Source organism: Methylosinus sp. RM1 (assembly GCF_011378635.1).
Lineage (GTDB): Bacteria > Pseudomonadota > Alphaproteobacteria > Rhizobiales > Beijerinckiaceae > Methylosinus > Methylosinus sporium.
This window is the reverse complement of sequence record NZ_WOVC01000018.1, coordinates 16,661-31,856: the sequence shown is the minus strand read 5'-3', so window position 1 is coordinate 31,856 and position 15,196 is coordinate 16,661. Positions and strand designations below refer to the sequence as shown.

The following is a 15,196-nucleotide window of genomic DNA, read 5'->3' as shown; positions in this document are numbered from 1 at the left end:
CGCGCCGGCGCGCTCGCCTCAGCGCGGCGGCAGCCGCGAGGGCTTGCCATCCGCGCCTGTGAAGGGAAACAGCCCGCCCTGGAAACATTGCGACATATGTGTCGCTTTGGCGACGGCCTGCTCCGCCTGCTCGGAGGGCAGGTTCTCGCGCACCGATTGCGTGAACAACTCCAGCCAGCGGGCGAAATGCTCGGGCTCGACCGGCAGATTTATGTGAACCGCGAAAGGATGGCCCTGATAGCGCTCGGTGCCGAGCAGCGATTTCGACCAGAAGGCGGCGATGACGTCGAGATGCTGGTCGAGCTCCGGGATCGCGCCGAAGATGGGGCCGAGCAGCGGATCGGCGAGGCCCTTGTCATAAAAGGAGCGAACGCAGGTTGCGATCGCGGCTTCGATCGCTGTGTGATCGGCGTCGGCGGTCGAGACGGTGGATGCTGACATGTCTGTCCTCCTGTTCCCTATGTGATACAGCAAGGCGGGCGCCGGCGCGCATCCGCTTCGGCGGCGCTAATCGGCGTTGTAGCGCACGGCTCCGAATTGCGAGACGTCATAGCCGCCGAGCTGCGCGGCGCGTTCCGAAAACGCCTCGCTCGCGCAAAAGCGCATGAGCGTCTGCCAGGGCGGATCGAAATAGGCCTTGCGCCAGACCACGAGATCGAAGCGCTCGACGATCTGCGGCGCGAAATCGAGGCCGAATTGGCGGGCGGAGGCCTCGAGGCCGAGGCCGATGTCGGCGCGGCCTGCGGCGATGGCCGAGGCGAGGTCGGTCTCCGAGCGCTCCACTGCGGGAACGAGTCGCAGGTGCTCGCGCTTCATTCCGGCGCGCTCGAGCAAGACGGAGAGGATGAGCTCGCTGCCGGCCTCCGGCTGGCGCGATTGAAAGGAGAGGTCGCGCGCGTCGGCGAGCTCGGCGATTCGTCGGGGAAGCCCCTTGCGATACATCAGCCCGCGGCGGCGCTTCGCCCATTCTATGACCACCACCGGCTCGCCGGCCAGTCGCTTGGCGGCGGTCTCGATATTCCAGCCGCCATCGTCTTCGGGAATATGCAGGCCGGCGGCGATGCAGCCGCCCGCAGCGGCGCGCTCCAGCCCGTCCAGCGCGCCATCCAGCAGGGCGGCGACGCCACAGCGCGATTCGCGCAACGCCCATTCGAGCAGCGGATCATGGCCGCCGGCGACGACGAGCGGACGCGTCGCGGCCTCGGCGCGCGCCATTCGGCCGCTCGCGCCCGCGGTCAGCCACTCTTCGATTTCCGCTCGTGGAAACAGCAGCTTCCCGGTAACGCGGCGGACCGGCAGCGCGCCTTCCGCGGCGAGATCATAGACCTTGCGCTCCTTGACGCGCAAAAGGGCGGCGAGTTCGCGCGTCGTGAGAAATTCAGACATTGTGTGTTTTTTCCCGAGATGCGGAAAAATAACATGTCATCCGGCCGCCGACAATCGCGCGAGCCGAGCCGCCGCGATCCGGCCTCCGATTCGAGCTGTCCGAGCGAAACGCAGGGCTTTGTGATCGAAGCCGCCGCCGCGCGAACGCCGCTCCCTCCGCCTGGTCCTCGCGATTCTGGATCTGCTTTTTCATGCGAAATTATGCAAAAGACTCTCCGTTAGGCAAAATATATGCATAACTACGGTCAGGCTCACACATCGGGCCGATCATCGGAGACGTTCTCATGGTCAAAATGGCAAGTCTGGCGCTCGTCGCCGCTTTTCTGTCGCTGAATATTCCGCAAGTCCGCGCCGAGGCTCCGGCGGCGAGCGCCGACAAGGCGAGCGGCGCCAAGACAGTCACCGTATTCGCCGCCGCGAGCTTGAAAAATGCGCTCGACGAGGCGGCCGCGACCTTCAAGAAGAAGACGGGCGTCGAAGTGTCGATCAGCTATGCGGCCTCTCTGCCGCTGGCCAAGCAGATCGAATCGGGCGCGCCGGCGGATATTTTCATCTCGGCCGATGTCGCTTCCGCCGATTATCTCTCCTCGCGCGGCCTGTTGAAGGAAGGCACGCGCACCAATCTCCTCGGCAACAGCCTCGTGCTGGTCGCGCCGAAGATCGCCAACATAAAGAAGCTCGCGCTGGACAAGGCCTCGCTGCTCGGCGCGCTCGGCGAAAGCGGCCGCATCACCACCGGCGACCCGGCCTCGGTGCCGGTCGGCAAATACGCCAAGGCGGCCTTGCAGCAGCTCAAGCTTTGGGAAGATCTCGAGCCGCGCTTCGCTTTTGCGGAGAATGTGCGCGCCGCTCTGCTCTTCGTCGCTCGCGACGAGGTTCCGCTCGGCATCGTCTATCTGACAGATGCGAATTCGGAGCCGAAGACCACGGTCGTCGCCACATTCCCGGCCTCGAGCCACCCGCCGATCGTCTATCCTTTCGCGATGACCGCCTCTTCGACGAGCGAATCCGCAGCGAAATTCTTCGCCTTTCTGAAGGGCCCGGAAGCCGCCGGTTCCTATAAGAAGCAGGGCTTCTCCGTTTTGCATTGACGCAAAAAAACAGGTCGAGGGCGTCATCGGCGCTTTCGCCTTTCCCTCGCCGCCGCCGCGAGGTTATCCTCGGGCGGCGAGGGACCCATGACCGTAGCGCAAGATTTCTTGTCGATTCGCCGGGGGGCGCCGTGTCGCCTCGATCGCGGCCGTCTCGCCGCTCTCGCCGAGCGGGCGCTCGCCGCCGCTCTGCGGGCGGGCGCCGCCTATGCCGACATACGCATCGGCGAAACGCGCCGCCAATTCGTCCAGGCCAAGGAGGAGCGGCTCGACGAGTTCTTCGAGAGCGCCGACCCGGGCTTCGGCCTGCGTGTGCTCGTCGACGGCTGCTGGGGCTTCTATGGCGCGCGCTCGCTGGAGCCGGCCGCCCTGGACGCCGCGGTGGAGCGCGCCATTCACAACGCCCGCGCCGTCGCGCCCATTCGCGTCGCGCCTGTGCGTCTCGAGGAGACGCAGCCGCATGTCGCCGAATGGATCATGCCGGTCGGCGTCGATCCTTTCGCGGTCGACGCTACGTCGAAGGTCGAGCGCCTCGTCGCCATCAACGCCGCAGCGCTGGCGGCGGGCGCGGATTATTGCGTCTCGTCCTTTTCTTTCGCCACCGAGGAGCGGCTCTTCGCCGACAGCCGCGGCAGCCGCATCTTCCAATCGCGCACGCGCACGCAGCCTTCTTTCGAGGTCACGCTGATCGACAAGGCCTCCGGCCGCTTCGCGACGCGCGAGAGCCTCGCGCCGGCGCGCGCCGCCGGCTGGGACTATGCGCTCTCTTGCGATCTTCTCGGCGAGGCGCGGCAGGCCGTCGAGGATGCGCGCCAAAAGCTCTACGCCAAGCCCGTCGAGGCGGGCGTGACGGATGTCGTCATCGACCCCACCAATCTCTGGCTCACCATTCACGAGACCGTCGGCCATTCCACCGAGCTCGATCGCGCGCTCGGCTGGGAGGCGAATTTCGCCGGCACCTCTTTCGTCAAGCCGCATATGCTGAACAATCTGCGCTTCGGCAGCGAGCTGATGACGATCAAAGCCGATCGCTCGCAGGAAGGCGGGCTCGCCAGCATCGCTTTCGACGATGATGGCGCGCCGCGCGAATGCGCCGAATTCGAGATCGTCTCCGAAGGCGTGTTCCGCAATTATCAAATGGCGATGGGCCAGGCGCATCTCATCGGCGCCGAGCGCTCCAATGGCTGCGCCTATGCGGACGACCCGACCGCCTTTCCCATTCAGCGAATGCCCAATATCTCGCTGGCGCCCAATCCTGAAGCCTGCGCGCTCGAGCAGCTGATCGGCGGCGTCGAGAAGGGGCTCTATATCGTCGGCGCGGGAAGCTGGAGCATCGATCAGCAGCGCGACAATTTCCAATTCGGCGGGCAGATGTTCTACGAGATAAGGGACGGAAAGCTCGGCGAGCCGGTGCGCGACGCCGCCTATCAGGGCCGCACGGTTTCGTTCTGGAATTCGCTCGACGGACTCGGCGACGCCTCCACCTATCGGCTCTGCGGCACGTTCACTTGCGGCAAGGCGGAGCCGATGCAGCTCGCGCCCGTGTCGCATGGCGCGCCGGCGGCGCGCTTCCGCGGCGTGACCGTGCTGAACACCGCGCGCGAAGGATGATTCCTCGCGCGTGGGGAGCCTGGCTTTAGAATTTGAACTTCACGCCTCCCGTGAACGCTCGCGGCTGTCCAGCCATTATGCCCGCGCCTTGCCCAGTCAGGAGGAAGGCCGCCGGCGTCTGAATGGTTGTCCCCGCGACGAGCGAATTCGTCATCACGAAGGAGCCTCCGACATAGGTCCGATCGAAAATGTTTTTGATGTCGAAGAACACCTCCATGTTTTTCACGAAGGAGTCGGCGATGTCGCGGTTGTAATGGAGATTGACGTTCACGACGCCGGAGCTCGGAATGCTGGTGAGATTGGCGTTGTCGATCGTGTAGGCCGAGCGGAACACATATTCGACATAGGCGCCGAGGCCTTTGAAATCGCCCGTCGGCTGATCATATCCGACGCGCGTTGTCAGCGTGTGCGGCGCGACATTGGGGATCTTATTGCCCGAACGATTGTAATAGACCTTGGTTTTGGGTTGGCCGGTGAGGAAGTTGATGTCTCCGGTCAGATAATCCTGAAAATCAGTGAAGATTTGATCGTTGAAGGTGTAAGCGGCGATGAGCCGCCAGCCGTCGAACGGACGCCAGTCCACATTGGCCTCGACGCCGCGATGGATCGAGGCCGGGACATTGGTCTGGAAGCTTACGAGACCGTTCGACTGCGTGAGGATCTCGTTGCGGAACCATTCGTGGAAGCCGGTCAGGCTCACCGTGACGTCGCGGCTCGGCGTCCAATCGACGCCGACGTCGACGCCCATGTTGGTTTGCGCCTGAAGCGATGAGTTATTGCCGGCGCCATTGGGCGTCGTGGTGAGGAACATGAAAGAGGGCGTGCCATAGCCGGCCGCGTAGCGCGCGCGGAACTGCCATTCCGGGCTGTGGCGGTAGGTGAGCGAGGCCTCCGGCGCCGTGTTCCAATAATCATTGTCGACGGCGAGAGCTTGCGGCGGCGAGGACCATGTTCCATTCGCCCCGTAATTATAGACGCTGTTGACGCCCCACACGCGATTCCAATTCGTGCTGAAGCCGACCGCCGCCGTGAGCGCCGGCGTCAGCGCGATCTCCTCGCGCGCTCTGAGGCTGATGTTCGACTGATAAGTGTCGATCTTGCCGACCTGCGCGCCGGTCGCGCCATAGTTCCAGACATTGGGAATCTGATTGTAGAGCGGGTTGGTGATTTTCACATTGTCGTAGAAGAAGCCGAGATAATGCGTCGCCGGCAGGCCGAACAAAACGCCGCGGCTCGTTATGTCGGTCGAGGCGCTGATGCCGACCGACGGCCCTCTTATGCCGATCGGCCCGCCTTGCGCGATCCTATTGGGCGGCCAGGTCCCGTTGATGAAATCGAAATAGTCGAAGGTGAATTGCGAGCGCCAGGTCGTAGCGTTGTCGAAATCATGCTCGTAGCGAAAGCCGGCGATCTCGCGCACGCCATGATAATGCGAGCCGAGCTGCCAGACACTCTGCCGCGTCGAGGCGGAGGAAATTCCATTGCCGGGAACGTTCAGATTATTGCACACCGCCGCATTGAGCGCGGTCGGGAATTGGCATCCGTAATTCTTGCCGAAGGGATTGAGGTAATAGGCGTTCTGCGACAGCCTGTTCATGAAGCTGGAGAAGCTGTCGTTGAAGCTGAATTTCAACGTGAAGCGGTCGTTCGGCGTCGGGGACCATTTCGCGAGAATTTTCGCCTGATCCATCTCATATCCATTGCGCGCCAGATAGCCGTCGCCGCGCGCGTCGGAGGCGAACAAGGAAATGTCGAAATCGCCCGCCTCCTTTGTGGAGAAGGCTTTGCCGGCGCGGATGTAATTGTTGATATAGCCGAAGCTTCCGAATTCTGATCCGGTCTCGAGACCGTCGATATCGGCGCCGGAGAAGGTGCGGAAATTCAGCGCGCCGCCGAAGGCGTAATTGCCGAACAGCGCGGAAGAGGGGCCGCGATAGACGTCGACGCCGCGAAAGGCGTGTGGATCGAGAATGTCGGAGCGACCCGTGCCGTCCGCGGTCACAATCGGAAAGCCGTCCTCATACATCATTATGTTGCGAACGCCGAGCGGATAGCCGACGCCATATCGGCTGCCGGAGCCACGAATGGAGATGTTCAGCTCGCGAGAGAGATTGCCGGACTGAACGGCGACGCCCGGACTATATTGCAGCATCTCCTGCAACGAATACATCGGCGTCGATTCGAGGAATTTGTGATCGACCTTCGTCACCGTCTGCCCGGGCGGATCGCGGTAGATCGGCTCCTTGGCGCGTTCGGCGTCGAAACCCGGCGCATTGGAGGAGCCGCTCGCGCGCTTTTGTTCGGCGCCTATGTCGATCGGCGGCAACTCGGCGCCGCTGGCGTCGGTCATGGTTCCGCGCGCGGCCTGCGCGAGGATGATGGAGACGGAGCGCCCGTTCTCCGACAGGCGATAGGAGAGGCCGCTGCCGGAGAGCAGCCGGTCGAGCCCTTCGCGCACCGAATAGGCGCCGGAAACGCCGCGCGTTTTCATGGCGTCGGTGAGGCGCACGTCGAAGACGATGTGCAGGCCGCTGCGATCGGCGAAAGAATTGAGAGCGGTCTCCATGGCTCCGGCGGGAATGCGGTAGTCGCGCAGCGTCCCGTCGCGCTCCTGCGGCGAGATGGAGGCCTGCGCGCTCGTCACCGGAGCCTCGGCCCCGAGCGTCATGGCGCTCAGCGCCAAGGCGATCGCCGTCGAACTCATATTCACGCCCTCGCCGACCGACTTCTTCCTCGCCATGGCCATTTCGTCCCGCCGTCGTAACGCCCGCCATAGAGTTCGGGCTCTCGGGAACAGGACGCGGCAGGCGGAAAAAGCGGAACCTCCTACGCTCGAAAAAATTCGCGCGCCGATCGAGCGTTCGAATTCAATACAGCAGGATCAGATAGCTGGTGACATGGATGGCGCGCAGGCCGAGCGACGCCTCTATCTCCGCCAAGGATTGCAGGGCGTTCTCCTGCGCGCCGAAGACGCCGGAGATGCGGCGGGCGCAGATCGCGCGGTCGACGCAATAAATATAGCCGCGATGATAGCGGCCGAGCGCCGCGAGCACATCGCCGAGCGGCTGCCGATTGACGATGAGCTTGCCGCGCCGCCAGGCGGTGGCCGTGTCGATTTCGACCGCCTCCGGCGCGCGCGCCGGCGCGTCGCGCTCGAAGGCGGTCTGCTGACCCTCTTCGACGATCATGGTCTTGCCGCCGTTGGCGACGCCGACGCGGTGCTCCGTCACAGTGACGCGCGCGCCGCTTTTTTCCAGCGCCACATCGAAGGCGGTGCCGAGCGCGGTCACGCGGCCGTCGCCGGCTTCGACCACGAATGGGCGCGAAGCGTCCGGCGCCACATCGAACCAGGCTTCGCCCGAGAGCAGCCGGAGCCGCCGCTCGCCAGCCGAATAGCGCGAAGCGATGGCGGAGCGCGAGTCGAGCAGCACATGCGAGCCGTCGTCCAGCGTCACCAGACGCTTCTCGCCGACGCCGGTGAAGTGGTCGGCTTCCAGCCGCAGGGCGATTTCATCGTAAGAGGCGAAGACCGCGACCGCCGCCGCGAAGGCGAGGGCCGCCGCCCGCATCCCGCGCGTGGCGCGCGGCGCCGGCGGCGTGCGGCGGGCGGGGCTCATGCCGGCGAGATGGCCGTACATATGGAGCACCTCGTCGAAGGCCGCGGCATTGGCCGGCGCGGCGCGCCAAGCCTCGAAGGCGGCCGTCTCCTGCGCCGAGAGCCTCCCCTCGCGCATGCGCACGAACCATTCGATCGCGGCGTCCCCGGCTTCGTCCGGCGCGGGTTCTCTCGCCTTATGCCCGGTCATCTCTCCATCCGTCCTCGAGGCGCCGCGCGCGACAGTATAGATGACGCGGCCCCGGCGCGAGGCGGAACCTCGAAACGGGAAAAAATCACTCGGCCTCGCTCCGCAGCGCGGCGCGGCAGGCGCGCAGCGCGAGGCTGACGTGCTTGCGCGCCATGCGGTCGGATATGTCCATCCGCCGCGCCACCTCGGCGAGCGGGACGTCATTATAGATGTGCAGATCGAAGGCCTCGCGACAGCGCGGCGGCAATGTCTCCATGGCCGCCTTCAGCAGCGCCGAGCGCCGCTCGTAGTCGAGCCGCTCCTCGATCGGCGTTTCCGGCGCCGGCGGATCGATCACATAGTCGCCGAATTGGAGGCAGCCCGCCTCCGTCTTGCGGCGGCGGGCGAAATCACGGGCGAGATTGACTGCGATCTGCTTGAGAAAGGCCGGCGGGTCCTCGATGGTCTCGGGCCGGTCGTGGCGGACCATGCGCAGAAAGGTCTCCTGCAGCAGATCGGGCGCATCGACTGCGCCGACCTTGCGCACGAGAAAGCCGAAGAGATCGCGCTTATGGGCGAGGAACAGCTCGCGAAGCCGCCGAGCCACGGATTCCGGCTCGGCGTCCGCAGGCGGATCGCCGCGCGACGAGATCGATCGAGACAAAGTGGAACGCCCTGGTGGCGCGCGAACGCGATTGATCCGAAAAGTCGAGCGGGGCCGTCCGCCCGAGAGGGGCGGCGGCATTCTAATTTTCTAAGCCGATGGCGGCGCGCGCGAGGACCAGGAGCTCGCCCAGCCGAGCGGCGGCGCGCGCGGCGACAGCGCGCGCGCTCCGATGCTGGCGACTCCGTCGGGCCGCAGCGGGAGCGGCGCGGCGATGGGTGCGAGCGCGGGGGGCTCGACGCTCCGGTCCGTGCACAGGACGCAATGATGCTCGCCTATATGATGGGCGATGGGCCGGCCGTCGCTATCGCGGATGGCGGCGCAGAGAGAGCTCGCCGATAGTCCCGGGCCGGCGGAGCCATGCGCGCGCGCCATCGAGCCGAAGAGCGCGACGGCCTGCAAGAGGGCGAGAAACACCGTGGCGCAGGCGAGGAGCCGGCGCGGCTGGCGGCGCATGGAGGAAAATGTCCTCATCGGCGGCAAAAATAGGTCCGCGGGAATTCCCCGGTCAATGATCGGGCGCGGGCGCGGCCGAATATCGGCCGGCTGTTGCGCGGCGGACACAGTGCCGGTCGCGCCGGAAGGCTTTTCGGGCGGGGGCCGTCCATCTTATCATGCGACCGCCGGCGGCCGCCGGCGCCGCCGAAGAGAGAGAAATCGATCATGTTCTTGACGCGAGACGACGCCCTCGCCCTCGCCGATCGTCTGCGCGCTTCGTCCAGGGCGGAGTCCTGCTCGATCCTGATCGAGGGCGAGGAAGCGCAGAGCCTGCGTTTCGCGGGCGGCGGCGTGACCACCAATGTCGCCGCGGCCCGTGTGAGCACGCGCGTCGAATCCCATATCGGCGGGCGGGTCGGCTCGGTCTCGGTCGGCGGGCTGGATCGGGAAGAGCTCGCCCGCGCCGTGGCGCGCTCGGAGGAGATCGCGCGGCTCCTGCCGGAGGACCCCGAATTTCTGCCGCCGCTCGGCGCGCAGAACTATCTGGAGAGCGCGCGCTATGACGAGGCGACCGCGGCGCTCGATCTTCGCTTCCTCACCGAGGCGACCGCGCGCGTCGTCGCCGAGGGAGCCGAGCGCAAGGTGAATATGTTCGGCTGCGCGGCTGCCGGCCGCCGCTTTTCGGCGCTGGCCTCCAGCGCCGGCCTCTTCGCTTATGATCGAGAGAGCTTCGTCGATCTCTCGACCACGGCGCGCCATGCGAACGACGGCTGGTCCGGCTGGGCGGGAGCGCGCTATTTCGCGGTCGCGCATCTCGATCCGGCCGCGATCGGCCGCCGCGCCGCGCGGAAGGCGGCGCGCGACGAGGAGCCGCTCGATCTCGAGCCCGGACGCTATACGGTGATTTTGGAGCCGACAGCGGTCGGCGAGCTCGCCCAATGGCTGATGTGGATGCTGCGCGCGCGTCCGGCCGACGAGGGCCGCAGCTTCTTCTCGCGCGCCGGCGGCGGAACCAAGCTCGGCGAGGCGCTGTTCGGCTCGGATTTTTCGATCCGTTCCGATCCGCGCGACGCGACGGCGCCGGAGGCTCCTTTCGGCGAGGAGGGGCTGGCGCAGGAGCCGCGGCTCTGGGTGGAGAAGGGCGTGCTGAAGAGCCTCGCCCGCCCGCGCTACTGGGCGCAGAAGACGGGTCTGGAGGCCGTTCCGACGGCGGGCAATTTCACAGTGGCGGGCGGGGCGGCGAGCCTCGAGGAGATGATCCGGCAAACGAAGCGCGGCATTTTGGTGACGCGCTTTTGGTACACCAATATGGTCGATCCGCGCAGCCTGCTGCTCACCGGGCTGACGCGCGACGGCAATTTCCTCGTCGAGAATGGCGAGATCGTCGCGCCGGCGCGCAATATGCGCTTCAATGACAATCTCGATGGCGTCTTCTCGCGCATAGCGGCCATCGGCGCGAGCGAGCGCGTGAAGACGGAAATGGGGGGCGCCGCGATCTCCGCGCCGCCCATGCTGATCGAAGGCTTCGAATTCTCGTCGAAATCGAGCGGGATTTGACGCCTCACGAGGCGCGTGGAGCCTCGTCGTAGGATTTTTCTTCCACGATCAGAGAGCCGCAGGCGAGGTTGATGCGCTTCTTCAGCGCCGCGCGATGGTCGTTGCGCTGATAGACGCTGCGCGCCAGCGCGATGAATTGCGGGCCGAAATCGCTGCGCTTCTCGCAATTGCGAATATCGTCCTCTATGTTCCACAGCGCGAGATTGGTCTCTTTCAGCTCGCGCGTCAGCGCGTCCAGCGCGCCGCCGGCGAAGCCGCGCTCCGCGCGCAGTCCCTGTAGCAGCGCGAGCTCGCGCGCCACATTGGCGCGCTTGGCGGCGTCGGCGATTTTTTCGGCCTTTATCTCGAGAATGGTGATGCGGTCGATGAGCTCGCCGACCGAGCCCGGAATGAGAATGGCCTCCGCCTCCGCCGCCTTTGCGCGCGGCGCGGCCAGCGCCTCCAATTCCTGCGCCATGCGCGCGAAGACGTCGCTCCAATCGCCGCGCGTCCGCTGACGGAAGAGGCGCGCGCTATTGTACCAGGGGCTGTCCTCGCGCTCCAATTGCCAGCGCCATTCCGGCGCCTGCTTGATCGCGATCCACACCGGCTTGCCGAGCGCGCCGGCGAGATGGGCGATGGAGGTGTCGATCGTCACGACGAGATCGAGATTTTCGATGACGGCGGCCGTATCGACGAAGGCGTCGGCGCCGGCGTCGAAATCCTCGCCGAAGGACATGACGGGCATCGGCGCGTCGCGCAATTGATCGGCGCCGAAATTCTTCTGCAGACTATAGAGCCGCACGCCCGCAATGGCGCCGAGCGGCGCGAAGGCCGAGAGCGGCGCGGCGCGCGCATGGTCCGAGCGCGAATGCGAGCTGCCATGCCAGGCGATTCCGACCTTCAATCCTTCGCCCGAGAGGCGCTCGCGCCACAGCGCTGCGCGTTCCGGCTCGGCGCGAAGATAGGATTCGCCCGGTATCGTCTCCGCGCGCGTCCCGAAAGCGCGCGGCAGGCTGCACAGAGTGACGCAATAATCATAAGCCGCATCCTGCGCCGGAGCGGCGATGATCTCGACATTCTCGCCGAGGCCGCGCATCAGGCGCTGCAGCGCGGGGCGGCAATGATAGGCGACCTTCGCGCCCGCCTTCGCCAGCAGAGGCGCATAGCGGATGAATTGCAGCGCGTCGCCGAGCCCCGCCTCGTCGAGAATGAGAATGGATTTGCCGGCCAGCGGCTCGCCGCGCCATTCCGGCCAGCGATAGGCGATCTCTGTCTTGGGGCGGTCGTCGAGCACCCAGCGATGTTCGAACAGATCGAGGCCCTGCTCGAACTCGCCGCGCAGCAGCAGCAGCGTGCCCTTATTGGCTTTCGTCTCCGCATGGCGCGGATCGATCGCGAGCGCGCGGTCGAATTCGACGCGCGCCTCGTCGAAGCGGCCGAGCTCCTTCAGCACGATGCCGCGGCCGCAATGAACGTCCGGCTCGTCATCGGCGAGGCGCAGCGCCGCGTCGAAGGAGGCGAGGGCGTTGTCGAGATCGGAACGGCGCATCTCCACCATGCCGCGACAGCGCCAGGCGAGCGCGAATGTCGGATCGGCGGCGATGGCTGCGAGCGCGCAAGACTGCGCCTCCTCGAGCCGGCCGAGCTCGAACAGGCACATGCCGCGATTGGTCAGCAGCTTGGGATCCTGCGGCGCGCGCGCGAGGGCTTCGTCGAAGATCGACAGCGCCGCGGCGTAGCGCTTGGTTTCGTGCAGCGCATTGGCCTTGGTCAGCAGCGCCGGAACATGGCCGGGCGAAAGGCTCAGCACAGTGTCGCAGAAGGAGACGGCCTCCTCGAAGAGGCGCAGCGCGACGAGCGCAGCGAACGCGCCATCGGCGGCGTCGAGACAGGAGGGATCGAGCGCGAAGGCGCGCGCGAAGCAATCGAGCGCGTCTTCATGGCGCGCGAGCCGCGCGAGCGAGACCGCTTTATTGCGCAATAAGACGGGATCGGCGGGGAGAAGCGCGATGGCGCGATCGTAATCTTCGATCGCGCGCGCATCCTCGCCGATGGCGTGCAGGGAGAGGCCGCGATTGGCGAGGCCCTGCGCATGGCTCGGCGCCAGCGCCAGCAGTCGTCCATAGGCTTCGACGGCTGCGCCGCCGCGCCCCGCCATTTGCAGAGCGTCGCCGTAATTCAGCCATCCCTCGACATTGCCGGGATCGAGCCGCAGCGATTTCTCATGATCGGCGATGGCGGCGTCGACGCGCCCGGATTTTTGCAGCGCCACCGCGCGGCCGTAGAGCGCCTGCGCGTGATCGGGATCGATCGCGATCGCTTTGCCGAAATGATCGATCGCCGCTTCGTCCTGCCCGAGCGAGACGCGAACGAGCCCGGCGAGATAGCTCGCGAACGCATGTCGGTCGACGAGCGCGCGCGATGCGTCGATTTTACGCACGGCGGTCGAAAGATCGTCCGCCTTCAGGCTCGCCATCAGTCCGGCGAGGAATTCGTTCGCCTCGGCAGGCCGCGGCGCGGCGGCTGCATGTCGTTTCTGCTGTTTCGATTTCAACGAGTAAGCCTCGCGCAGAGGGACGAAGCTTTCGACTAGCGGGACGAGCTTGTCTCTAACTGACGTTATAATGTTTCAGCGTATGCATCATTGCGACGCAACGACGAATTATGACATGTTAGTAATGCCGAAACTTCCCAAATCGCTTAATCCAATAGCATCGGGACAGCGCGAATCGATTCGTTTCATCCGGGACGGGCGCGCCGATGGTCGGCCAATTGCGAGGGGAAGAGGATGTCCGGATCTCTGAAGAGCAGCGCGTCGCTCGACGATAGTTTGGCGTTCATGGAGATGGGCGAGTCCGCCCGCGCCGCGCTTCGTCAGGTCAAGCCGGTCATCGCCAAGGCGCTCGCTCCGGCGCTCGACGCATTTTACGAGAAGGTGCGCGGCGACGCCAAATTGCGCGGCTTCTTTTCGGACGAGCGCCATATGGCGGCGGCGAAAGCCGCCCAGATGCGCCATTGGGCGCAGATCACCGAGGCCGAGTTCGGCGCGGAATATGTGCGCATGGTGACGGCCGTCGGCCAGGCGCACGCCCGCATAGGTCTGGAGCCGAGCTTTTATATCTCCGCCTATGCGCTCATCACCGAGCGTCTGATCCAGGCCATTGTCGAGGACAATCTCGCGGGCTCCATGCTGGCCGGCAAGACGCGCGTCGATCGCACGTCGCGCGGCGTGGCGGCGCTCGTCAAGGCGGTGTTCCTCGATATGAATCTCTCCGTGTCGGTCTATCTCGACGTGCTGCGCGAGGAGCGTCGCGCCGCCGAGGCGCAGCGCGCCGAGGCGGAGGCGCATCAGCGCCATGCGCTCGACATCATGGCCCATGCGCTGGAGGAGCTCGCGCGCGGCGATCTGCAGCGCCGCGTCGTCGACAAGCTCGACGGCGGCTTCGACAAGATCAAGGAAGATTTCAACAACGCCGCCGTCAAGCTCGCCGCCGCCTTCGCCGATGTGGGCGCCTCCGCGAGCGCGATCCGCTCGTCGAGCGCCGAGATCGCCAAGGCCTCCGACAATCTCGCGCGCCGAACCGAGGCGCAGGCCGCCAACCTCGAGGAGACGGCCGCTGCGCTCGAGCAGATCACGGCCACGGTGAACAAGACCGCCGACAGCACGCGCCATGCGAGCGAGGTGTTCGAGGTGACGCGCTCCGACGCCGAGAAGGGCGGCGCCATCGTGCGCGACGCGGTGGAGGCGATGCGGCGCATCGAGAATTCGACGCGCGACATCGGCAAGATCATCGGCGTCATCGACGAGATCGCCTTTCAGACCAATCTTCTCGCGCTCAACGCGGGCGTCGAGGCGGCGCGCGCGGGCGAGGCGGGACGCGGCTTCGCCGTCGTCGCCTCGGAAGTGCGTGCGCTGGCGCAGCGCTCGGCCGAAGCGGCCAAGGAGATCAAGGCGCTGATCGCCGCCTCGACCTCGCAGGTGGAGAATGGCGTGGTGCTGGTGACGGAGACCGGCGCGGCGCTGGAGCGCATCGTCTCGCAGGTCGGCGAGGTGAGCCGCGTGGTGATCGACATCGCCGCCGGCTCGCGCGAGCAGGCGACCGGCCTCACCGAGGTCAATCGCGCGGTCGGCCAGCTCGACAGCATGACGCAGCAGAACGCCACCATGGTGGAGGAGACCACGGCCGCCAGTCACAGCCTCAGCCATGAGGCGGAGGAGCTTTCGAGCCTCATCTCGGTGTTTCGTCTTCAGAATGGCGAGGGCGCGCGTTCCGCTCCGGCTCCGCGCGCGAGCGAGCGGCGCATGGAGGCGGCGCCGGCGCGCCGGCGCGTCGCCTCCGCCGGAGGACGCAGCGCCTCGGCTCCCGCCGCCGACGAAGGTTGGGAGGAGTTCTGATCCTTCGGCTTTCGAACAAATCGTTCCGTCACGCGCAAAAGCGCGCCAGATCGTCGATCTGGCGCGCTTTGTCGTCGAATTCTCGCGCCGGGCTCCGCCGATATCGCGGCCGGCGTGCTAAGTAGTTTCCACAGGCAGCTTGCCGCGCGCGCCTGCCTTACAAGCCACCCATCCCTTCGCGAGGCGCAAGCTTTCGCCTCCTGATCGCGCCCGAGGCGCGTCGCCGACGACTCGAACGCGACTTTCGCGCGAGCGCGTTCCGTGGCCGCGCCGTGGCGGGAATACT

At 66.0% G+C, this 15,196-nt stretch carries 11 protein-coding genes; 4 read left to right on the top strand and 7 right to left on the bottom strand.

The features are described from left to right. Nucleotides 1-18 precede the first annotated feature (18 nt). Entirely contained in the window at nucleotides 19-441 is a 423-nt protein-coding gene (locus FMZ75_RS13380) for a group III truncated hemoglobin (protein WP_166143457.1), read from the bottom strand. 66 nt (nucleotides 442-507) lie between these two features. Continuing rightward, the gene (locus FMZ75_RS13375; RefSeq protein ID WP_166143455.1) at nucleotides 508-1,386 is read right to left on the bottom strand and encodes a helix-turn-helix transcriptional regulator; all 879 of its coding nucleotides are present in this window, start codon (nucleotides 1,384-1,386) and stop codon (nucleotides 508-510) included. A 284-nt stretch (nucleotides 1,387-1,670) separates the two neighbouring features. On the opposite strand from FMZ75_RS13375, the gene modA reads away from it, so the two are divergent. Further along, complete coding sequence (modA, locus tag FMZ75_RS13370; protein ID WP_108916926.1) at nucleotides 1,671-2,477, top strand: molybdate ABC transporter substrate-binding protein; 807 nt, start codon at nucleotides 1,671-1,673, stop codon at nucleotides 2,475-2,477. Between the two features lie 87 nt (nucleotides 2,478-2,564). Beyond that, nucleotides 2,565-4,088: a TldD/PmbA family protein gene (locus tag FMZ75_RS13365; protein ID WP_166143453.1), complete on the top strand. Its 1,524-nt coding sequence runs from the start codon at nucleotides 2,565-2,567 to the stop codon at nucleotides 4,086-4,088. A gap of 25 nt (nucleotides 4,089-4,113) precedes the next feature. On the opposite strand, the gene FMZ75_RS13360 is transcribed toward FMZ75_RS13365, so the two are convergent. The 4 genes from FMZ75_RS13360 to FMZ75_RS13345 all read right to left on the bottom strand — a co-directional run bounded on the left by FMZ75_RS13360 (nucleotide 4,114) and on the right by FMZ75_RS13345 (nucleotide 8,993). Next, complete coding sequence (locus FMZ75_RS13360; protein ID WP_246659887.1) at nucleotides 4,114-6,828, bottom strand: TonB-dependent receptor; 2,715 nt, start codon at nucleotides 6,826-6,828, stop codon at nucleotides 4,114-4,116. Nucleotides 6,829-6,955: 127 nt separating this feature from the next. Beyond that, complete coding sequence (locus tag FMZ75_RS13355) at nucleotides 6,956-7,894, bottom strand: FecR domain-containing protein (protein ID WP_166143451.1); 939 nt, start codon at nucleotides 7,892-7,894, stop codon at nucleotides 6,956-6,958. An 85-nt stretch (nucleotides 7,895-7,979) separates the two neighbouring features. Then, entirely contained in the window at nucleotides 7,980-8,537 is a 558-nt protein-coding gene (locus FMZ75_RS13350) for an RNA polymerase sigma factor (RefSeq protein ID WP_166143449.1), read from the bottom strand. Between the two features lie 90 nt (nucleotides 8,538-8,627). After that, the gene (locus FMZ75_RS13345; RefSeq protein WP_166143447.1) at nucleotides 8,628-8,993 is read right to left on the bottom strand and encodes a hypothetical protein; all 366 of its coding nucleotides are present in this window, start codon (nucleotides 8,991-8,993) and stop codon (nucleotides 8,628-8,630) included. Nucleotides 8,994-9,200: 207 nt separating this feature from the next. Here FMZ75_RS13345 and FMZ75_RS13340 point away from each other — a divergent pair, with 207 nt between their 5' ends. Continuing rightward, nucleotides 9,201-10,532, top strand: a complete 1,332-nt coding sequence (locus FMZ75_RS13340; protein ID WP_166143445.1) for a TldD/PmbA family protein — start codon at nucleotides 9,201-9,203, stop codon at nucleotides 10,530-10,532. A gap of 4 nt (nucleotides 10,533-10,536) precedes the next feature. Here the strand turns inward: FMZ75_RS13340 and FMZ75_RS13335 are convergent, their stop codons facing one another. Beyond that, on the bottom strand, nucleotides 10,537-13,068 hold the full coding sequence (locus FMZ75_RS13335; protein ID WP_166143443.1) for a DUF6165 family protein: 2,532 nt from the start codon (nucleotides 13,066-13,068) through the stop codon (nucleotides 10,537-10,539). Nucleotides 13,069-13,302: 234 nt separating this feature from the next. Between FMZ75_RS13335 and FMZ75_RS13330 the strand changes: the two genes are divergently transcribed. Next, a complete protein-coding gene (locus tag FMZ75_RS13330; RefSeq protein WP_108916918.1) occupies nucleotides 13,303-14,910 on the top strand; it encodes a globin-coupled sensor protein in 1,608 nt (535 codons plus the stop codon). The last annotated feature ends 286 nt before the right edge of the window (nucleotides 14,911-15,196 follow it).

Excerpts from the sequence above, each read along its gene's own strand:
- FMZ75_RS13380 (WP_166143457.1), bottom strand. The coding sequence starts at position 441 with ATGTCAGCATCCACCGTCTCGACCGCCGACGCCGATCACACAGCGATC.
- FMZ75_RS13375 (WP_166143455.1), bottom strand. The coding sequence starts at position 1,386 with ATGTCTGAATTTCTCACGACGCGCGAACTCGCCGCCCTTTTGCGCGTC.
- modA (WP_108916926.1), top strand. The coding sequence starts at position 1,671 with ATGGTCAAAATGGCAAGTCTGGCGCTCGTCGCCGCTTTTCTGTCGCTG.
- FMZ75_RS13365 (WP_166143453.1), top strand. The coding sequence starts at position 2,565 with ATGACCGTAGCGCAAGATTTCTTGTCGATTCGCCGGGGGGCGCCGTGT.
- FMZ75_RS13360 (WP_246659887.1), bottom strand. The coding sequence starts at position 6,828 with ATGGCGAGGAAGAAGTCGGTCGGCGAGGGCGTGAATATGAGTTCGACG.
- FMZ75_RS13355 (WP_166143451.1), bottom strand. The coding sequence starts at position 7,894 with ATGACCGGGCATAAGGCGAGAGAACCCGCGCCGGACGAAGCCGGGGAC.
- FMZ75_RS13345 (WP_166143447.1), bottom strand. The coding sequence starts at position 8,993 with ATGCGCCGCCAGCCGCGCCGGCTCCTCGCCTGCGCCACGGTGTTTCTC.
- FMZ75_RS13340 (WP_166143445.1), top strand. The coding sequence starts at position 9,201 with ATGTTCTTGACGCGAGACGACGCCCTCGCCCTCGCCGATCGTCTGCGC.
- FMZ75_RS13330 (WP_108916918.1), top strand. The coding sequence starts at position 13,303 with ATGTCCGGATCTCTGAAGAGCAGCGCGTCGCTCGACGATAGTTTGGCG.